11 protein-coding genes are annotated in these 18,408 nt (G+C 64.3%); 5 read left to right on the forward strand and 6 right to left on the reverse strand.

The features are described from left to right. Positions 1-215 precede the first annotated feature (215 nt). On the forward strand, positions 216-1,652 hold the full coding sequence (gene nhaC, locus QY325_00380; GenBank protein ID WKZ66395.1) for a Na+/H+ antiporter NhaC: 1,437 nt from the start codon (positions 216-218) through the stop codon (positions 1,650-1,652). A gap of 32 nt (positions 1,653-1,684) precedes the next feature. Beyond that, positions 1,685-2,428 (forward strand): hypothetical protein, encoded by a 744-nt coding sequence (locus QY325_00385; protein ID WKZ66396.1) that lies wholly within the window; start codon positions 1,685-1,687, stop codon positions 2,426-2,428. A 113-nt stretch (positions 2,429-2,541) separates the two neighbouring features. Here the strand turns inward: QY325_00385 and dnaK are convergent, their stop codons facing one another. Continuing rightward, positions 2,542-4,443: a molecular chaperone DnaK gene (dnaK, locus tag QY325_00390; GenBank protein WKZ66397.1), complete on the reverse strand. Its 1,902-nt coding sequence runs from the start codon at positions 4,441-4,443 to the stop codon at positions 2,542-2,544. A gap of 135 nt (positions 4,444-4,578) precedes the next feature. After that, a complete protein-coding gene (locus tag QY325_00395) occupies positions 4,579-5,685 on the reverse strand; it encodes a hypothetical protein (protein ID WKZ66398.1) in 1,107 nt (368 codons plus the stop codon). Positions 5,686-5,824: 139 nt separating this feature from the next. Here QY325_00395 and panB point away from each other — a divergent pair, with 139 nt between their 5' ends. The 3 genes from panB to QY325_00410 are packed head-to-tail and all read left to right on the forward strand — an operon-like array spanning position 5,825 to position 8,769. After that, positions 5,825-6,643, forward strand: a complete 819-nt coding sequence (gene panB / locus QY325_00400) for a 3-methyl-2-oxobutanoate hydroxymethyltransferase (protein ID WKZ66399.1) — start codon at positions 5,825-5,827, stop codon at positions 6,641-6,643. Continuing rightward, a complete protein-coding gene (locus QY325_00405) occupies positions 6,643-7,326 on the forward strand; it encodes an RluA family pseudouridine synthase (GenBank protein ID WKZ66400.1) in 684 nt (227 codons plus the stop codon). The genes panB and QY325_00405 overlap by 1 nt, the downstream gene beginning before the upstream one ends. 27 nt (positions 7,327-7,353) lie before the next feature. Further along, entirely contained in the window at positions 7,354-8,769 is a 1,416-nt protein-coding gene (locus QY325_00410; protein ID WKZ66401.1) for a lipase family protein, read from the forward strand. A 111-nt stretch (positions 8,770-8,880) separates the two neighbouring features. Here QY325_00410 and QY325_00415 read toward each other — a convergent pair whose 3' ends face one another. The 4 genes from QY325_00415 to priA all read right to left on the reverse strand — a co-directional run bounded on the left by QY325_00415 (position 8,881) and on the right by priA (position 18,403). Then, complete coding sequence (locus QY325_00415; GenBank protein WKZ66402.1) at positions 8,881-9,198, reverse strand: hypothetical protein; 318 nt, start codon at positions 9,196-9,198, stop codon at positions 8,881-8,883. 7 nt (positions 9,199-9,205) lie between these two features. Then, positions 9,206-10,675: a T9SS type A sorting domain-containing protein gene (locus tag QY325_00420; protein ID WKZ66403.1), complete on the reverse strand. Its 1,470-nt coding sequence runs from the start codon at positions 10,673-10,675 to the stop codon at positions 9,206-9,208. 89 nt (positions 10,676-10,764) lie between these two features. Then, a complete protein-coding gene (locus QY325_00425; protein ID WKZ66404.1) occupies positions 10,765-13,752 on the reverse strand; it encodes a right-handed parallel beta-helix repeat-containing protein in 2,988 nt (995 codons plus the stop codon). Between the two features lie 2,200 nt (positions 13,753-15,952). Continuing rightward, positions 15,953-18,403, reverse strand: coding sequence for a primosomal protein N' (gene priA, locus QY325_00430; GenBank protein WKZ66405.1), 2,451 nt, complete (start codon positions 18,401-18,403; stop codon positions 15,953-15,955). Positions 18,404-18,408 lie beyond the last annotated feature (5 nt).

The following is an 18,408-nucleotide window of genomic DNA, read 5'->3' on the forward strand; positions in this document are numbered from 1 at the left end:
GCCACCACGATGCGAGGCACTGCTTTTATGCAGCACGGGCATCTCAATTACTCAGTAGGAAGGAATCGATGTGGGGCGGGGAGGCGGGTTCGGTAGGGTTACGGGGATGCCGAAAATATCAGGTCGTTCCTTACTGCGCAAGCGTTGTGGAAATCTCGTGGCTCATAGGCATGCCACGCCTGTGCCGCGTGGTGCCGCTCGGGTACTTTGGCGGCATGAGAGACCACCGCCTGAAGGCTCCATCGCTCCTGCAAGCGTTGATCCCGCTGCTGGCGCTCGTTGGATTGCTCGCCCTGAACGTGGTCGTCTTCGGTGACGGCGGGCTATCAGGTCCCAACCAGATCGCGCTCCTCCTCGCGGCTTCCGTGGCCATCGGCATCGGCTGGCGCAACGGGCATGGATTCAGCCACCTGCTCGAGCATATCGTCCGCGGCATCTCCACGGCCATGGGCGCCATCCTCATCCTGTTCCTCATCGGCGCGCTCGCTGCCACCTGGCTCATCAGCGGGATCGTGCCGGCCATGATCGACCACGGCCTCATGCTGTTATCGCCCAAGGTCTTCCTCTTCGCGGCCTGCGCCGTCTGCTGCGTGGTGTCGTTGGCAACGGGGTCGTCCTGGAACACGGCTGCCACCGTGGGCATCGCGCTCATGGGCATCGGCAAGGCGCTGGGCATGCATGAGGGCATGGTGGCGGGCGCCATCATCAGCGGGGCGTATTTCGGGGATAAGCTCAGCCCGCTCAGCGATACCACGAACCTGGCGCCGGCCGTGGCGGGCACCGACCTGTTCACGCACATCAGGTACCTCCTCAACACGACCATTCCCTCCATCGCGCTGGCGCTGCTCGCATTCCTGGCCCTCGGTGTGCTCGCCGCGCCCGAAGCCGATGCCGCCGGTGTGGAGGACATGCGCGCTGCGATCGAGTCGCGCTTCAGCATCGGATGGTGGCTCTATCTGGTCCCCCTCGCCGTGGTGGTGATGATCATCAGGCGCGTGCCTGCTTTGCCGGCACTATTGGCCGGCACGCTCCTGGGGGCCCTCTTCGCCGTGGTCTTCCAGTGGCCATTGGTGATGGAGCTGGCCGGGGGGGCGGATTGGAAGTCCGTGTACAAGGTGGTGCTGGGCACCATGGGCAGCGGAGCAGCGGTGGAGACCGGCAATGCCACGGTTGATGAGTTGTTGAAGGCAAAGGGCATGGGCGGCATGCTCAATACCATCTGGTTGATCCTCTGCGCGATGGTGTTCGGCGGGGCCATGGAAGGGGCCGGACTGCTGCAGCGCATGGCGGCGGCGATCCTGTCACGGGTGCGCGGCGATGGCGGCCTCATCGCGGCCACGGCGGGCAGCTGCGTGGTGGTGAACGCGACCGCCTCGGATCAGTACCTCAGCATCGTGGTTCCTGGCCGGATGTTCGCGCCGGTGTACGAGGAGCGCGGCCTGCATCCGAAGGTGCTCAGCCGCACATTGGAGGACAGCGGCACCGTCACCAGCGTCCTGGTGCCTTGGAACACCTGCGGGGCTTATATGGCCGGCGTGCTCGGCGTGGCCACGATGGCCTACCTGCCCTTCGCCTTCTTCAATCTCCTGAGCCCTCTCATGACCGTGCTGCAGGGTGCCCTGGGCTGGCGGATCGCACGGCTGTCGAGGTAACCGACCCGGTATCCGCTGCGTAAGAGCGACCGATGAACCTCATTCGAGCGCTCATCCCTTTGGGGGGGCTTGCGATTTTCGCTCCGTGCCAGGCGCAGCCGGACACGCTCATGCTGGCGCATGATGAGCACTATGTCATGGGCGATGCCGGGGCGGACCCGGCGCCGGACCTGAACGTGTACGATCGCTTCAACAGCGCCATGGGCGGCGACTCGCTGCGCGATTGCGGCGGATTCCCCTGCATCGGATGGGTGGAGGACCGTTACCCCAACGGCCAGCTCAAGCACCGCGGCTACTATGATGCGGGCCGGCTCGTGGTCTACAAGAACTACCACGGCAACGGGAGCATCGAGCGCGAGTTCAAGCGCAGCGACGACGTGCGGTCCGTGCAGCGGAGCTGGCATGCCAACGGCCAGCCGCGCAGCGAGGCCCGTTACGCCGATGGTACCGTGGTCTTCTACCAGGACCATTACGTGAATGGCGCCGTGCGCTACGTGGAGGAGCGGCATCGGGCCACCGGTTGCTTCACACGGCTCGAGCTCTATGCGGCCGACGGCCACCCCATCAGCCTCCTCAAGTTGGTGGACAAGGGCAGATTGCTGCTGGAGATGACTGAATTCCACCCGGGTGGCGCCCTCCGGAGCAAGGGCCGCGCACAGTTCGACCGCCGGCGGATGGACGCCCACCGCATCGGCACGTGGATTTACTACGATGCGGCAGGCGCCGTCGTGAAGGAAGAGGACTACATCGACGGCAAGGTGCACGCCGTGCGCTGATGCCCGATCGGCTGAAATGAACGAGCCCCGCTGAAGCGGGGCTCGTTCATTCTCAACTCGTCGGTGTCGCGGGGCGTACTGGCCCGGCAAGCGGGGCCGGGTATGACCGACCCCTACTTGCCGTCCTTCACTTCCTCGAAGTCCACGTCGGTCACCTCGGCATCGCCGGTGCTTCCGGCGCTGCCTTGCGCCCCGCCGTTGGACTGGGCCTGCTGCGCGGCCTCGTACATCTCCTGGCTGGCGGCCTGGAAGGCGGTGTTCAGTTCGCCCATCAGCTTCTCGCAGGCGTCCACGTCCTGGGCCTTGTGCGCGTCCTTCAGGCGTGTGAGGGCGTCCTCGATGGGCTTCTTCTTCTCCTCCGGGATCTTGTCGCCATAGTCCTTCAGGCTCTTCTCGGTCTGGAAGATGAGGCTGTCCGCGGCGTTCAGTTTGTCCACCTTCTCGCGCGCGGCCTTGTCAGCGTCGGCGTTGGCCTCGGCCTCCTTCTTCATCTTCTCGATCTCCTCCTTGCTCAGGCCGCTGCTGGCCTCGATGCGGATGCTCTGCTCCTTGCCGGTGGCCTTGTCCTTGGCGCCCACGTGCAGGATGCCGTTGGCGTCGATGTCGAAGGTCACCTCGATCTGCGGGATGCCGCGCGGTGCGGGCGGGATGCCATCGAGGTGGAAGCGGCCGATGGTGCGGTTGCCGCTGGCCATGGGGCGCTCGCCCTGCAGCACGTGGATCTCCACGCTGGGCTGGTTGTCGCTGGCCGTGCTGAAGGTCTCGCTCTTCTTGGTGGGGATGGTGGTGTTGGCCTCGATCAACTTGGTCATCACGCCGCCCATGGTCTCGATGCCGAGGCTCAGCGGGGTCACGTCGAGCAGGAGCACGTCCTTCACGTCGCCGGTGAGCACACCGCCTTGGATGGCGGCGCCCACGGCCACCACCTCGTCGGGGTTCACGCCCTTGCTGGGCTCCTTCCCGAAGAACTTCTTCACGGCTTCCTGGATGGCCGGGATGCGGGTGCTGCCGCCGACGAGGATCACCTCATCGATGTCGCTGGTCTTGAGGCCGGCGTTCTTCAGCGCGCTCTCGCAGGGGGCGATGGTGCGCTTGATGAGGCTGTCGGCGAGCTGCTCGAACTTGGCGCGGGTAAGGGTGCGTACCAGGTGCTGCGGGATGCCGTCCACCGGCATGATGTAGGGGAGGTTGATCTCGCTGCTCGTGGTGGAGCTGAGCTCGATCTTGGCCTTCTCCGCCGCGTCCTTCAGGCGCTGCAGGGCCATGGGGTCCTTGCGCAGGTCGATGTTGAACTGGCCCTTGAACTCCTCGGCCAGCCAATCGATGATCACCTGGTCGAAATCGTCGCCGCCCAAGTGGGTGTCGCCATCGGTGCTCTTCACCTCGAACACGCCGTCGCCCAGTTCCAGCACGCTCACGTCGTGGGTGCCGCCGCCGCAGTCGAACACCACGATCTTCTGGTCCTTGTTCTTCTTGTCGAGGCCGTAGGCCAGGGCGGCCGCGGTGGGCTCGTTGATGATGCGGCGCACCTTCAGCCCCGCGATCTCACCGGCCTCCTTGGTGGCCTGGCGCTGGGCGTCGTTGAAGTAGGCGGGCACGGTGATCACGGCCTCGCTCACGGTGGTACCGAGGTAGTCCTCGGCGGTCTTCTTCATCTTCTGCAGGATCATGGCACTGATCTCCTGCGGGGTGTAGAGGCGGTCGCCGATCTTCACCCGTGGCGTGCTGTTATCGCCCTTGGTCACTTCGTAGGGCACGCGGCCGATCTCCTTCTCGCACTCCCCGTAGGAGTTGCCCATGAAGCGCTTGATGGAGAAGATGGTGTTCCGGGGGTTGGTGATGGCCTGGCGCTTGGCGGGGTCGCCCACCTTGCGCTCGCCGCCCTCCACGAAGGCCACGATGCTGGGAGTGGTGCGCTTGCCCTCGCTGTTGGCGATGACGACGGGTTCGTTGCCCTCCATCACCGCTACGCAGCTGTTGGTGGTGCCCAGGTCGATGCCGATGATCTTGCTCATGATGGTTGGTTGATGGTTCTCGAACGGGCCGCCAGGATCAAGGTCCATGCCACTGCCCTTCAGCCGGGGAAAGCTGACAGGAAATGAGCAGGCCCGCCATGGCGGCGGGCCTGCGGCGCTGCCAGGTTGACAGGCTCAGTCGCAGCTGTACGCACCACCGGGGTCCAGCGCGGAGCAGAAGAGCAGATCGGCGGTGTACGGGCCGTTCTTCAGTTCCGCCAGCGTCTGGGTGGAGAGGCGCTTGCCGATCACAGCCTTGGTGTAGCGGCTCCCCCACACCCCGTAGGCACCGTCGATGTTGGAGTAGACCGGGCGCTCGTTCACGATGCCGGTGACGGGCTCGGACAGGGTGAGGTAGATGTGGTAATCGTCATTGGCCACGGTGGTGAGGAAGTCGAGGCCTTGGAAGATGCGGCGCGTGGCGTTCTGCCACCCGGGCTCCGATTTGATCTGGGAATTGATGGCGCTGAAGAAGGACTCGCCCGAAAGGAAGATGGCCATGTCCTCGTTCTGGAAGGAGGAGACCTTGCTGCCGATGCGCCGTGTGATGCTCTTGGGGATGGTGTCGCCGCCCACCACCTCGTCGTACCGGAAGCGGTAGCTGACCTCGTAGCGCTTGCAATCGGCGCGCGATTTCCAGTTGAACTCGTAGTTCACGTAGCCGGTGCCCTGGTCGTTCCGGAGGCGGACGCGGTTCGAATTCTGGTTCGGCTCGGTGTTGAAGTCCACCGCGTCGATGGGGTAATCGTTGGTGATGGGCGCGATGGCCGTGATGGTGCGGCCATTCACGACCAGGCTCAGCCGGTAGGTGTCGTCCTGCCACAGGTACATGGGGGTGCCGTTGGTTCCGGGCGGCAGCTCCTGGGCGAAGGGGGTGCGGAAGTAGTAGAGCTTCTGCTCGGGGGCGTAGAAGGTGCCGGGCTCGCGGTTGCTCACCAGGGTATCGCGCAGGATGTAGGTCTCCACCACGGCGCCGGCGGCGTTCACGCGCTCCACCACGGCGGATTGGATGGCCTCGTCCCTGTACTCGCTCGAATCGGCGATCAGCGCCATCTGGAAGGCATCACCCTCGCCGAGGAAGGCCTTGTTGATCTTCACGAAGTGCAGGGAGTCGCGCTGGTTGAGCAGGCCGTAGACGATGGTGACATCCTTGTACTCATCGTTGATGTCGAGCTCGGTGCTGCAGCCGAGCAGGAGGGCGGCCGATGCCAGGCCGAGGAAGGTGGGGCGGAGGAGGCGCATGCACATGTGGGCCAAAGATAGCCGGGCGCCCGAAGGAGCGGCTTTTCCTTCACCAACGGCGCCGAAGGGCCAGCGAGCGGCTGTGGGACTAGCTTTGGCCCGCGCCCGCCCCGGTCTGGCGCCACCAATTCCGCCGGCCATGAGCACCGCCCCCAGCGAAGTGAAGCGCGTCACCACCCACACCTTGCTGGAGATGAAGGAGGAGGGGGTGCCCATCGCCATGCTCACGGCCTACGACTTCTCGCTGGCCCGGCTGGTGGATGCCGCCGGCATCGATGTGATCCTGGTGGGCGACAGCGCCAGCAACGTGATGGCCGGCCACGAGACCACCCTGCCCATCACCCTGGACCAGATGATCTACCACGCCAGCGCCGTCGTGCGCGGCTGCCAGCGGGCGCTGATCGTGGTGGACCTGCCCTTCGGCACCTATCAGGGCAACAGCAAAGGCGCGCTCAACAGCGCCATCCGCATCATGAAGGAGAGCGGCGCGCATGCCGTGAAGCTTGAAGGCGGCCGTGAGGTCATCGGCTCCATCGAGCGGATCCTTACCGCGGGCATCCCGGTCATGGGCCACCTCGGCCTCACGCCCCAGAGCATCTACAAGTTCGGCACTTACGTGGTGCGGGCGAAGGAGGAGGCTGAGGCGCAGCGGTTGCGCGAGGATGCCAAGCTGCTCGAGCAAGCGGGCTGTTTCGCGCTCGTGCTGGAGAAGATACCCGCCAAGCTGGCCGAGGAGGTGGCCAGGAGCGTGAGCATCCCCGTGATCGGCATCGGTGCGGGCGCGGGTGTGGATGGCCAGGTGCTGGTGCTGCACGACATGCTCGGGATCAACAAGGAGTTCAATCCCCGCTTCCTGCGGCGCTACGCCGACCTGCACACGGTGATCTCCGATGCCGTGGCCGGCTACGTGCGCGATGTGCGTGCGAAGGATTTCCCCAGCGCGAAGGAGCAGTATTGATGGCCGCGCCGGTCGTGCTGCTGGAGGATGCGCACCTGCTCGCGGTGAGCAAGCCCGCCGGGCTGCCCGTACAGGGCGATCCCACCGGCGATGCGGACCTGCTCACGCTATTGCGACGTGAGCGCAAAGAGCCAGCGCTGGAGCTCGCGCACCGCATCGACCGGCCCGTGAGCGGCGTGGTGCTGCTGGCACGGACGCCGGAAGCGAACGCCGCCGTGCACGCGCTCTTCCGCGAGCGGCGCATGGAGAAGCGGTACTGGGCCATCGTGGAAGGAAGGATTGATGCGTCCTCCGTTCTTCTGGAGCACCACTTGATGCATGATGAGCGGAATCGCAGAACGCGGATCGCGAACCAAGGCGATGGCGAGCCTGCCCGCACGCACGTGAAGCTGCTCGCCCAAGGCGATCGCTACGCGCTGGTGGAGTGCATGCCCGAGGGCGGCGCCTTCCACCAGATCCGCGCGCAGCTGGCCGCCTGGGGCCATCCGATCATGGGCGATGTGAAGTACGGCGCGCGCCGTGCATTGAAGGACCGGAGCATCGGCCTGCACGCGCGATCGCTGCGCTTCGAGCATCCGTTCACGGGCGCCGAGGTGCGCGTGGAGGCCACTGCGCCCGAGGCGATGCCCTGGCCGGCACTGGTGGCGCTGGCCGGCGCGGCGCCTGCGGATCGGCGTTCCTGATACCTTGAGCGGCCCAACCCGCCGCCGATGCTTCGACCCGTACTCAGCCTCATCGCCTTTCCTGTCGCGCTCACGCTCCCTGCGCAATACCTCATCAGCGATTCGCTGCTGATCGCCTATACGCCCGAGGAGCTCGCCGGGCAGGGCATCCAGGGCGCCGACCACACCATCGAGGCGCATCGGCTCATCTATCGCACCGTCGATCCCTTCGGGCAGCCCACCATCGCCAGCGGCGCGGTGGTGGTGCCGGTGGGCTCCACCTGCCTGCATGCGCTGGCGGCCTATCACCACGGCACGGTGCTCCACCGGCAGGATGTGCCTTCGCGCATCAGCGGCGAGATGGTGGTGGGCTATTACCTCGCCGCCGACGATTACGTGGCCGTGCTGCCCGACTACCTGGGCCTCGGCGACGGCCCCGGTCCGCATCCGTACGTGCACGCCGCTTCGGAGGCCACCGCCAGCCGCGACATGCTGCGCGCCGCGCGCGAGTTCTGCGCCCAGCGCAACGTGCAGCTGAACGGGCAGGTCTTCCTCACGGGCTATTCGCAGGGCGGCCACGCCTGCGCGGCCACCCACCGCCTGCTGCAGCAGGAGTATGCCGACGAGTTCGCCGTGGCCGCCTCAGCGCCGTGCAGCGGCCCGTACGACGTGAGCGGGGTGCAGGCCCAGGTGATGGTCTCGCCCGATCCCTACCCCGCGCCATACTATCTGCCTTACGTGATCCTCTCGTACCGCTACGTCTATCCCTGGCTCTTCGGCGAGGTCAGCGAGATCATCGAGGAGCCGTGGGCCACCCTGCTGCCGCCGCTCTTCCAGGGCAACAACGGCTCCGGTCCGGTGGATGCGATCATGCCGACCGCGCCCAGCGAGATCTTGATCGACTCGGTGCTGCAGGCCTTCATCGATGATCCCGACCATCCGTTCCGCCAGGCGCTGCGCGACAATGACCTCTACGACTGGGCACCGCTCTGCCCCACGCGCATCATCTACTGCGAGGCCGACGACCATGTCTTCTATCCGAACAGCACCGTGGCCATCGCCGCCATGCAGGCCAATGGCGCTCCTGCGGTATCGGGCCTGAGCGCCGGCGCGGCCCTCAACCACAACACTTGCGCCTTCCCCGCGCTGCTCAATGCGAAGCAGTTCATCGATAGCCACCGCACGCCCTGCTCGGGCATCGGCATGGCTGAAGCGAGCGAACCGCGATGGAGCGTGGCGCCGAATCCTTCGAGCGATCGGGTGAGCATCACGCGGGCCAACGCTGCGCACGACGTGCGGTGGAGGCTGCTCGCGGCGGACGGGCGCGCGGTGATGCAGGGCCTGCTGCGCTCGGGAGTCGCAACTGAATCGCTGCAGGTGGCGCATCTGGCGCCGGGGCTTTACGCGCTGGAGGTGCGCGATGCTGCCGACCGCTGCCTCATCCGCATCGCCGTGGAGCGCTGAGCGCACACCGGATCCGCATTCACCACCAGCTGCACGGCCCTGTGCTCGGGCTGCGCGAACACGCGGTCGATGGCCTCGCGCACGAAGTCCTATTCCTCGCGGTCCATAGATCTATTCGTAGATGCCTACCTCCTTCACCTTCGGCCTCACGCCCGCATGCATCACGTACCACCAGCCCTGTGGCAGCTCGCAGGGATCGAAGCGGTCCTCCTCGTAGATCACCACCTGCATGTCCTGCCTATTGGCGGGGTTCTCGATCACCTTGGTCCATTGCTCTGCGGTGAGCACAGCTGGTCTCTCCATCATCAGCAGCGCGCGGATGGTGGGCGTGAGGTCGCTGGAACGATCGGGGCATTGTGCTGCGGTTTGCTGCGCGATGGCCACCAGCACCACCGCGCCGAACAGCTTGATCAGGAATGTGCTTCTCATGGGCTTGTTATTCGGTGATCACCGCGCGCACGGTGGCGGCCTTGGCGCCCCAGGTAAGGCGACAGTGATAGAGGCCCGGCGCCACGGGCGGCAGCTCCACACGGTGCAGGGTGCTCCACGCGCTCAGGCGGTGGTGGTAAACAATGCGGCCTGCTGCATCCAGCACGGTAAGCTCCCCGGAGGCGGGCTGCCCGCTGTAGGCTATGCCGAAGCTGCCCTGACTGGGGTTGGGATGCACGCGCGCCGCACCCACCGGGTAAGGCTCCAGGCCACCGGTGCTCAGGCCCAAACTATCGCATTCGCTGCCCGGCACCGGCCCCAGCAGGTAGTTGGGGCGGTAGGGGATGGAGTTGAACGTCCACGTGATGCGGTGGTGCCCATGCTGTTGTACATCGCAGACGGTGCCCGGCAGATCCGGATCGTTCACCACATGCATGTAGCGGGTGCTGTTACCAGTGGAGATGTAGATGCGGCCATCGCGGGCCAGCATGGGATAAGCGAAGTAGGTGGCGAACAGGGGGTGGTCATCATAGAAGCCATCATAGAAGGCCACGGTGTCCATGCTGATCACGTCGCCATTGTCTTCGAGCAGGAGCTGGTAGAGGTAGATGCCGCCTGGCACATAGAGCTTGGCGCCATCGGGTGAGAATTGCGCCATGCGGTAGAAGGCCCCATCGGAGAAGGCGGTGTTGCGCGCGTTGGAGAGCAGGCCGGTGCAGCGGTCGAAGTCCAGGATGTCCAAGCCCGATGCGTATTGACCATAAGCCAGCCGGTCGCCCTGCATGGAGAAGGTGGCCCCCGGCCCTGAGCCATTGATGTGGCTGCCGATCGCTTGGTACCAAGGTCCTTGGAAGCCCTCCGGGGTGAGCAGGAAGAACACGAATTCGTTGCTCTCCATGCGGTGGGTGAGCACCCACCAGTCGCGGCCGTTGGCATGCTTCACCGCGCCCAGGCCACCGGCGATCAGGGGCTCCTGCAGCAGCACGTTGTTCTTGGAGCTCACCCCGGCCAAGGTGCCGCCATCCAAGCCGCGAACCACCACGGAGTAGTACAGCTGCGCAGCGTGGAAGGCATTGGTGCCGGGCCATACGGCATCGGGCACGTTATGGACCAGCACGATGGAGTCCGGATGCCCGGGCCAGGGCAGGAAGAGGTTGCAGAATGATCGCGCCAGGCCAGTTGAGCTGTTCAGCAGCGAGGACGGATTGAGCCCGTCGCCGTTGAGCATGGGCAGATGGGCGGCGTTGTTCAGCTGCCAGCCGTTGGTGTAAGCCAGGATGCTGTCCTGCTCATCGGTGATCACGGCCATGCCGCCACCCAAGTACATGGTGTGCGGCTCGGACACCGAGTACGTGCTATTACCCGGTTGGAAGAGGGTCTTGTTGCCCCCGTAGTCGGGGTTTCCGGATGACCCTGCGTATCCTCCGATCCAGCGGGCATCGTAGCTCTGCGCGAAAGCGCCGCGCGCCAGGAGCATGGCCAACCCCAAGAGCAGGAGACCAGCGGCGGGCCATGCCCGCCGCTGGTTCTTGCTTCTATTCATTTCGCGCCGTGGGCCCATCGCGCTTATCGTTCCACGGCGAGCTTGCCGGTGCCAATGGTTCCTTGCAACCCGCGCAGGGTGTAGTGGTAGATGCCGGGTGCGAGGCCTGCGAGCTTCAGTACCATGCGCAGCTGCTCGGCAGGCATGCGCACGCTCAGGGCCACCGCGCCCAGCGCGTTGGTGAGCAGCAGCGTGGCGGGCTCGCTCAGGGGCGCATCCAGCACGAGGGTGGCCTGGTCCTTCGCCGGGTTGGGCAGCAGCAGGCAGGTGGGCGGCGCATCGGCGGGCTTGTTCTTGGTGATCAGGCCCTGCTGCAGGCAGAGGGCGGCATCGTCGTATTCCTGGTCATCGTCGATCAGGCTGTAGATGGCCCTGGCGCGGAACACGGCGTTGCCGCCGGTGAGCGGGCATTGGTTGGCCACATCGAAGAGGCCGGCGGTCTGCGCCGGGGTGAACTCGGTGATGTCCTTGGCCAGGGTGCTCAGATACACCTCGTTCACCGCCTTGTGGTTGGCCTCGATCAGCGCGCCGGTGGCGATGGCCGCGTTGGTGGCCTTCACGCCTTCGGCGGTGAGGGCGCGGCTGTTGGCGGCCAGCTCCAGGGCGTTGCCATGGTAGGCCAACAGGCTGGCCATGGCGGCCTGCAGCCCTTCAATGGCCTGCACATGCGCGTGCTGCTGGGCGGGGGTGAGGTTCTCATCGGCCAGCGCGGCCAGTTCGCTCTGCAATTGCCCGCGCAGGGCCTCCAGTTGCGCGGCGCCCTGCACCAGCGCGGCGCTCACGCTCGGGGCCAGTTCGTAGAGCGCCAGCTGATCGGCCTCCAGCTGCTTGACCTGTGCGATCACCTGCGCCTCCACATCGGTGTAGAAATCCGCCAGCAGCGGGTTGCCGTCCATGCGCTCGGGCTCCTCGGTGAGCAACTTGTACAGGTCGCCCCTCATGGTCCAGCGCGTCTCGGGGGTGTAGTCCTCGTTCTCCAAGCTGCCGTCGGCGATACGCTCGATCAACTCCGGGGAGCAGCCCTTGCAGCGCTCGCCCAGGCCGTCGCAGGCGAACTCCTCTTCGCAGGAGTAGTTCGACTCCATTGGATCCGAGACAAACCAACCGGTTGTCGGCCAGATCGACCCCGGCATATAGCTACCACCGTTGGGCGGGGTGATCGACGAGTTCACCCAGAACTGGAATAGGTCTGCATTCCCCGCATTCTCATAAATCGCCTCGAAGCCGCCCGTGGCGGCAGGCGCGTGCCAGATGTTGCCCTTGAAGAGCTGCTGGCCGATGATGGCATCGTTCTCCAGGTGCAGTCCCCAGCGGTGGTTGTGGAACTCGTTGCCGCGCAGGTCCGTATCGGCGGCCCAACCGCTGAAGAGGATCCCGTTGGTGGTCTTGTCCACCGTGTTGCAGCTGATCAGGGGCTGGCTGCCCATCCAGTTGCGGATGCCCGCCTGGCCGTCGATGGGGTAGAGGGCGAACAAGGGATCGGAGCTGTCCACGGTATTGCAGCTCACCGTGGTGCGGTTGCAGCCGTTGAGGGCGATGCCGGTACGGCTGAACACACGGTGGGCCATCATCACCTGGTTGCCCAGCACGGCCCAGTCGTTGGCGTCGCGCAGCATGATGCCGAAGCTGGAGCTGGATTGGGGCGCGTGCCTGATGATGTTGTTCTGGATCGCCGAGCTGATGTTGGCCGTAGCGGCCTCGTCCACCCGGATGCCGCAGAAGCCGCGCAAGGCCCCTGGCTGATCGCCGAAGGTGATGTGGTTGGCATCGAGCAGGATGTGCGCCGCACCATCATTGAATCGCAGGTCCATGCCATCGCGCTTGCACTGCACGCGGTTGCTGAACACGTCCACATCGCGGTAGCCGCTGTAGTCGATGCGGTAGGCGGTGCCCATGTCCACCATGCGGTTGCCCCAGGACTTCACGTTCATGGTCTCGGCGTACACGCCCCAGCGGCAGTTGTTGAAGGAGGGCATGGAGAGCTCGCCGTTGCCGTGGCCAGCATGCTTCAGGGTGGCCCAGCTCTTGGCGCCGTTGGCGTAGATGCCGCTGCCGTTGGCATTACCCAAGGCGGTGTAGGCGGCATCGGGGCCGATGTCATGGAAGGTGGCGTCATATACGGTGAGGTCCGTCCGGAAGGCCACGATGCCGTTGCTCAGGTGGTGGAAGAAGTTCCAACCGGCGGTGAGGTTAAGGGTGGTGCGGTGCAGCTCGAAGGCGGCGAAGCCCTGATTCCCGATCGCGCTCTGCTGGCCGGGATAGGGCTGTGGCATGGGCCCTTGGCTGTAGAAGGTGTTGTAAGCGGATAGGATGGTCACGTTGCTGTACGCGCCACCCGTTTGCGGGGGCACCAACACGGCCACGCGGTTGTTGTGGAACTGGTTGTTGCGCAACCAGAGATTGCTTCCGTCGTGGGCCGTGATCAGTCGCTCCGCATCGTCGAGGAAGGAATTCCGCGCGCGCACCGTGGTGCCGGTGATGGCAGTGATGCCCTTCCACATGACGCCGCTGCAGCTGGTCACCGACGAGCCGTCGAACTCCAGCATGGCGTCGTTGCTCACGAAGATCTCCGCGCCGGGGCCCATGTACACGGTGGCGTTCTGGAAGATCAGATCGTCCTGCACGGAGAACCACCCGGCTATGTAAACCGTGCCGCCCACCACATCGGGCAGCGAGAGGCTCGAGCTGCCCGGTGGCAGCACCAGGTCGGCAGGGCAGCACGATGCGCCGGGCACCTCGTAGCTGAAGTTGAAGTAGCATCCATTGGCGTCGAAGACGGTGAGGTTGTATGTGCCTGCCGCAAGGCCAGAGATGCTGGCCTGCGTGGAGAAGAAGCCTCCCGGGCCCGCCCAGCTCAAGAGGTATGGAGGCGCCCCGCCGGAGATGGCGGCGGCGATAGCGCCCGAGCCGTACTCGGTGCATGAAGGGGTCAGCGTGGCATCGACGGTCACTTCGGGGAAGGCGGGCACGCTATAGCTCTGCGCGTAGATGCAGCCTAGGGCGTCGGACATGATGAGGTTGTACTGGCCTGGGAGCAGGTTGCCAATGCCAGGTGTGGCAGTGGTGGCCGTGAAGCCGCCAGGGCCGGTCCATGCAAAGGAGTACGGCGGGGTTCCGCCATAAGCAGAGAGGTTAATCAAGCCATTGCCCCAGTCGTTGCAACTTGGATGAATAATGTTCGTGTTTGCCCCGGGAGTTCCCACGGAGGAGACCGTCCATGTGCCGGTAGCTTGGCATCCTTGGCTGTCAATGACAACCACACTATAGGCACCAGCTACAAGCCCTGATGGGTCTTCCACCGTTGCACCGTTGGACCAAGAGAACAAGTAAGGAGGGAGCCCACCAGTAATGGATAGGTTGATGCTGCCAGTTGGTGAGTTCGCGCAGGTTGGATTCACGGAACTAAAGCTGAGGCTGATGCCAGAAGCGCTTTTGCTGCTATGAGACATGGTGGCAGTACATCCTGACGCATCGGTTACGGTCACCGTATAGATGCCCAGGGGCACGCCAATCAGATCTTCTGTGGTTGCCCCATTAGACCATAGGAATGAGTACGGCGCGTTTTGTCCTGAAACGGTCAGGTCAATATTGCCAACATTCGGAGGGCATCCACTTGATTGCGCAGAGAGCTCAAATGGGACCACTCCGAGAATTGTGAACGACTCAAATGCGGTGCAACTATTAGCATCCTGCACGAGCAAGGTATAAGTGCCAGGGGCCAATCCGGAGATATCTTCTGTTGATGCGAAAAAGCCACCTGGGCCATTCCACGAGAAGTTATATGGCGCCACTCCACCGGTCATGGTGATGTTAATCATGCCACTATTGAACCCTGGACAGGTGTGTTCAATAGACGAGACGAGGTCAACGGTCTTCGGTGAGCCTGGCACAACAAAGGTCCCCCAGACCCTACACCCAATCTCATCAGTGACCTGCACATGATATGTTCCAGAGTACAGGTCCTCAATATCTTCTGTTGAGGCGGATCCCCCTGGCTGCCATCCCCACTGATAGTCATAGGGTACCTGCCCTCCGATGACCGTGAGGTCAATCGCTCCCCCCTGCCCACAGGAAGCGGTGTTCGTTACGGTCGCGCTCAACTCCATATAGTCCTCATCAAGCGGGACATAGAATGAATACTGCGCAGAGCAACCGTTCGCGTCTGTAATGTCAAGAATGTAACCGTTGCTGCTCAGTCCGGAAAGATCTTCAGCGGTGGATGTGAATCCGGCGCCTGACCACCAATCAAAGGTGTAAGGCGGGCTACCACCGCTCACATCAATATCGATCGAGCCCGTACCAACCCCGAAACAAGAAGGAGTGACCTGCCCGACAACCTCAGGGACCTGGCCCCAAGGAACGAGTATCCAATTGGAGATAGTGCTGCAGCCATTCGCATCAGTCACCCTCAGCCAGAACAGATTTGGCCAAAGGTTGGATATATCCTCGGTCGTAGAGCCATTGCTCCATTCATAAGTATAGGGCGTCGTGCCACCGCTGATCGTGGCATCAATGGACCCTTGGAACGGAGAGCACCAAAGCGAATTAGGCGTAACCGTAGTCTGAATCTCGACAGGTGTGCCTTGCACATTGTAAACCGCAGCTCGAGTGCAGCCATTTGACCCGAGAACCTGGACCCAATACCTGCCCGGAACTAGGCCAGACAAATCTTCGGTTTGTGCGTTGAATCCATTGGGTCCATTCCAGAAATACTGCAGCGGTGGCGGTAAGTCCGGGGGGGGGGTGAGATCAATCCCACCGTCGCCGTCACAACTGCTGTGCGTAACAACGGCGTCCAGTCCAACAATAATTGATAACGTCGTGTAATCAGCATAGGCTGACGTGAGGTTTCCGAAATCCTGTATGAGAACCAGGTACTCGCCACCAATGTTGAAATCTACAGAAGCACCTTGGCTCGAGCCCGAGTTATTCCCCAATGCGCAAGACCAATACACATCGTAGGGTCCTATACCTCCAGAAATGCTCAAATCGACGTGAATTTGGCCGGTACAACCTGTATAGTACCACGTTGGCGTGGCAACAATAGATTGAGATTGAGCCGTCGCAGCACCTAGACAGGCGAGGAGGCTGAAGAGGGCGGGGATATTCTTGAACATGGTGGCTGGTGTAGTAACAACGAATCTATTTGGAGAAATTCGTCACTCGCTGTAACTGTTGATAAGTTGCAGAGCAGGCTATGCCCAAGGCTCCTCACACTGGATCCACATCCGCCACCAGCTGCACGGCCCTGTGCGCCGGTTCCGCGAATATCCGGTCGATGGTGTCGCGGACGAAGAGCTTCTCCTCGTGGTGCGCGCTGCGGCGCAGCTTCACCAGCAGGTTGCGGATATGCCGGTCGCGCACCCAGGCCACGGCCGGGATGTCGGGCCCCAGCACACGTTCGCCCAAGCGCTCGCGCAGCGCAAGGGCAAGGGCGCCTGCTGCAGCCGCCACGCGCTCCTCATCGCGGTGGCGCAGGTTCAGCGAGAGCACACGCGTGAAGGGCGGATAGCCATGCGCGCGCCGGTGATCGAGTTCGCGGTGGTAGAAGCCCTCCACATCGTGCCGGGTCACCAGCTCCAGCACCGGGCTGTGCGCATCGTAGGCCTGTATGATGACATTGCCGGGCTTGTCGCGCCGGCCTGCGCGGCCTGCCACCTGGGCCATGAGCTGGAAGGCGCGTTCATGGGCACGGAAGTCGGGGAAGCGCATGAGCGCATCGGCATTGAGGATGCCCACGGTGCTCACATGGTCGAAGTCCAGTCCCTTCGTGACCATCTGCGTGCCCACAAGGATGTCGATGGCGCCTTGCGCGAAGCCGGTGAGGATGCGGTCGAGCGCCTGCCGTCCGCGCACGGTGTCCTGATCCATGCGGGCGATGCGCGCCTCTGGAAAGATCTCCGCGAGTTCCTCTTCGATCTTCTCCGTACCGAAGCCGATCATGCGCAGGCGGTTGCTGCCGCACTGGCCGCATTGCACCGGCGGCGGATAATTCCTTCCGCAGTAATGGCAGCGCAGCTGATGCAGCTTCTTGTGGTAGGTGAGGCTCACATCGCAGTGGTCGCAGCCGGGCACCCAGGCGCAGCTCTCGCACTGCCACACGGGCACATAGCCGCGCCGGTTCTGGAAGAGGATGGCCTGCTCGCGCCTCTTCAGCGCCGCATCGATGGCATCGATGAGCGGTTGGCTGAAGTGCCCGCGCATCTGCTTGCGCCGGGCGGCATCGCGCAGGTCCACCACGGTGATGGCGGGCATGGCCACATCGCCGAAGCGTGCCAGCAGCTCGGCATAGGCGTACTTGCCGCTCTGCGTGTTGTAGCGGCTCTCGATGCTGGGCGTGGCGCTGCCGAGCAGGGTCTTGGCGCCGTGCAGCCCCGCGAGCACGATGGCCATGTCGCGCGCATGGTAGCGCGGTGCGGGCTCGTGCTGCTTGTAGCTGGGGTCGTGCTCCTCGTCCACCACCACCAGGCGCAGGTCGCGGAAGGGGAGGAAGAGCGCCGAGCGCGCGCCCACGATGATCGGCGGCGGTTCGCTGCCCTGCACCATGCGCATCCACAGCTGCGCGCGCTCATGCGGCGCCATGCGGCTATGGTAGACGGCGATGCGCTCGCCGAAGCGCGCGCGCAGCCGTTCGATGATCTGCGCGGTGAGGGCGATCTCGGGCAGCAGGTAGAGCACCTGGCCGCCGTCGCGCACGGCTTCATCGATCAAGGTGGTGTAGAGCTCCGTCTTGCCCGACGAGGTGACGCCGCGCAGCAGGGCCACATCCTTGTGGGCGAAGCCATCGCGCACCGCCCGCAGCGCTTCATCCTGCGCCGGCGAGAGCTGCGGGGCCTTGGCTTGAAGCGCTTCCAGCGCGGGCATCCCGGCCTCGCGCTCGTAGGTCTCGAAGAGGCCTTTATCGATGAGCGGCTTCAGCGTGGCGGGCGTGGCGCCGCTGAGGTGCAGCAGCTTGTTCTTCTCCACCTCCAACGGATGGTCGCTCATGCAGCGGCTCAGCTCCACGTAGCGCATCAGCAGGTGCAGCTGCTTGGGCGCCTTCTTCTCCAGCTTGTCGAACCAGGCGTGCAGCGCCTCCTCGTTGTGCGATGCCTCGGTGAGCTTCACATAAGTGACGGTGCGCGGTTTCCACGCCTCGCGCAATTCCTCCTCCACCACCACCACGCCCTCGTCCAGCAGGCGCTTGATGGCGGGCATGGGGTCCTTGAGGCCGAGGAGCTCGCCGGCCTCGCGCATGCTGAGGGCCTCGCGCTCCAGCAGCGCATCGATGAGCACGGCGGAGCGGTCGGTGCGGCGGGGCTCGTCGCGGATGAAGGGGTTGACGAGGATGCGCGTCTCGCTGCTGAGCGCGAACTGGCCGGGCAGCGCGGCGATCATCACCTCGCCGAGCGTGCAGAGGTAATGGTCGGCGATCCGATCCCAGAGGCGCAGCTGGTGCTCGGTGACGATGGGAGCCTGGTCGATCACCGAGATGATCTCGCGCGGGGCCACGCCGGGCGGCGCTTCCGCGTCCAGGGAGCGCACGATGCCGCCATAGAGCTTGCCGCCCCGCCCGAAGGGCACCGCCACGCGCATGCCGGGCTTCAGCCCGTCGGCACCCTCCGGTATGCGGAAGGTGAATCGGCCCGGCACGGCGAGGGGCAGGATGACGTCCGCGAGCATGGCGT

The organism is Flavobacteriales bacterium (assembly GCA_030584065.1).
GTDB lineage: Bacteria > Bacteroidota > Bacteroidia > Flavobacteriales_F > PHOS-HE28 > PHOS-HE28.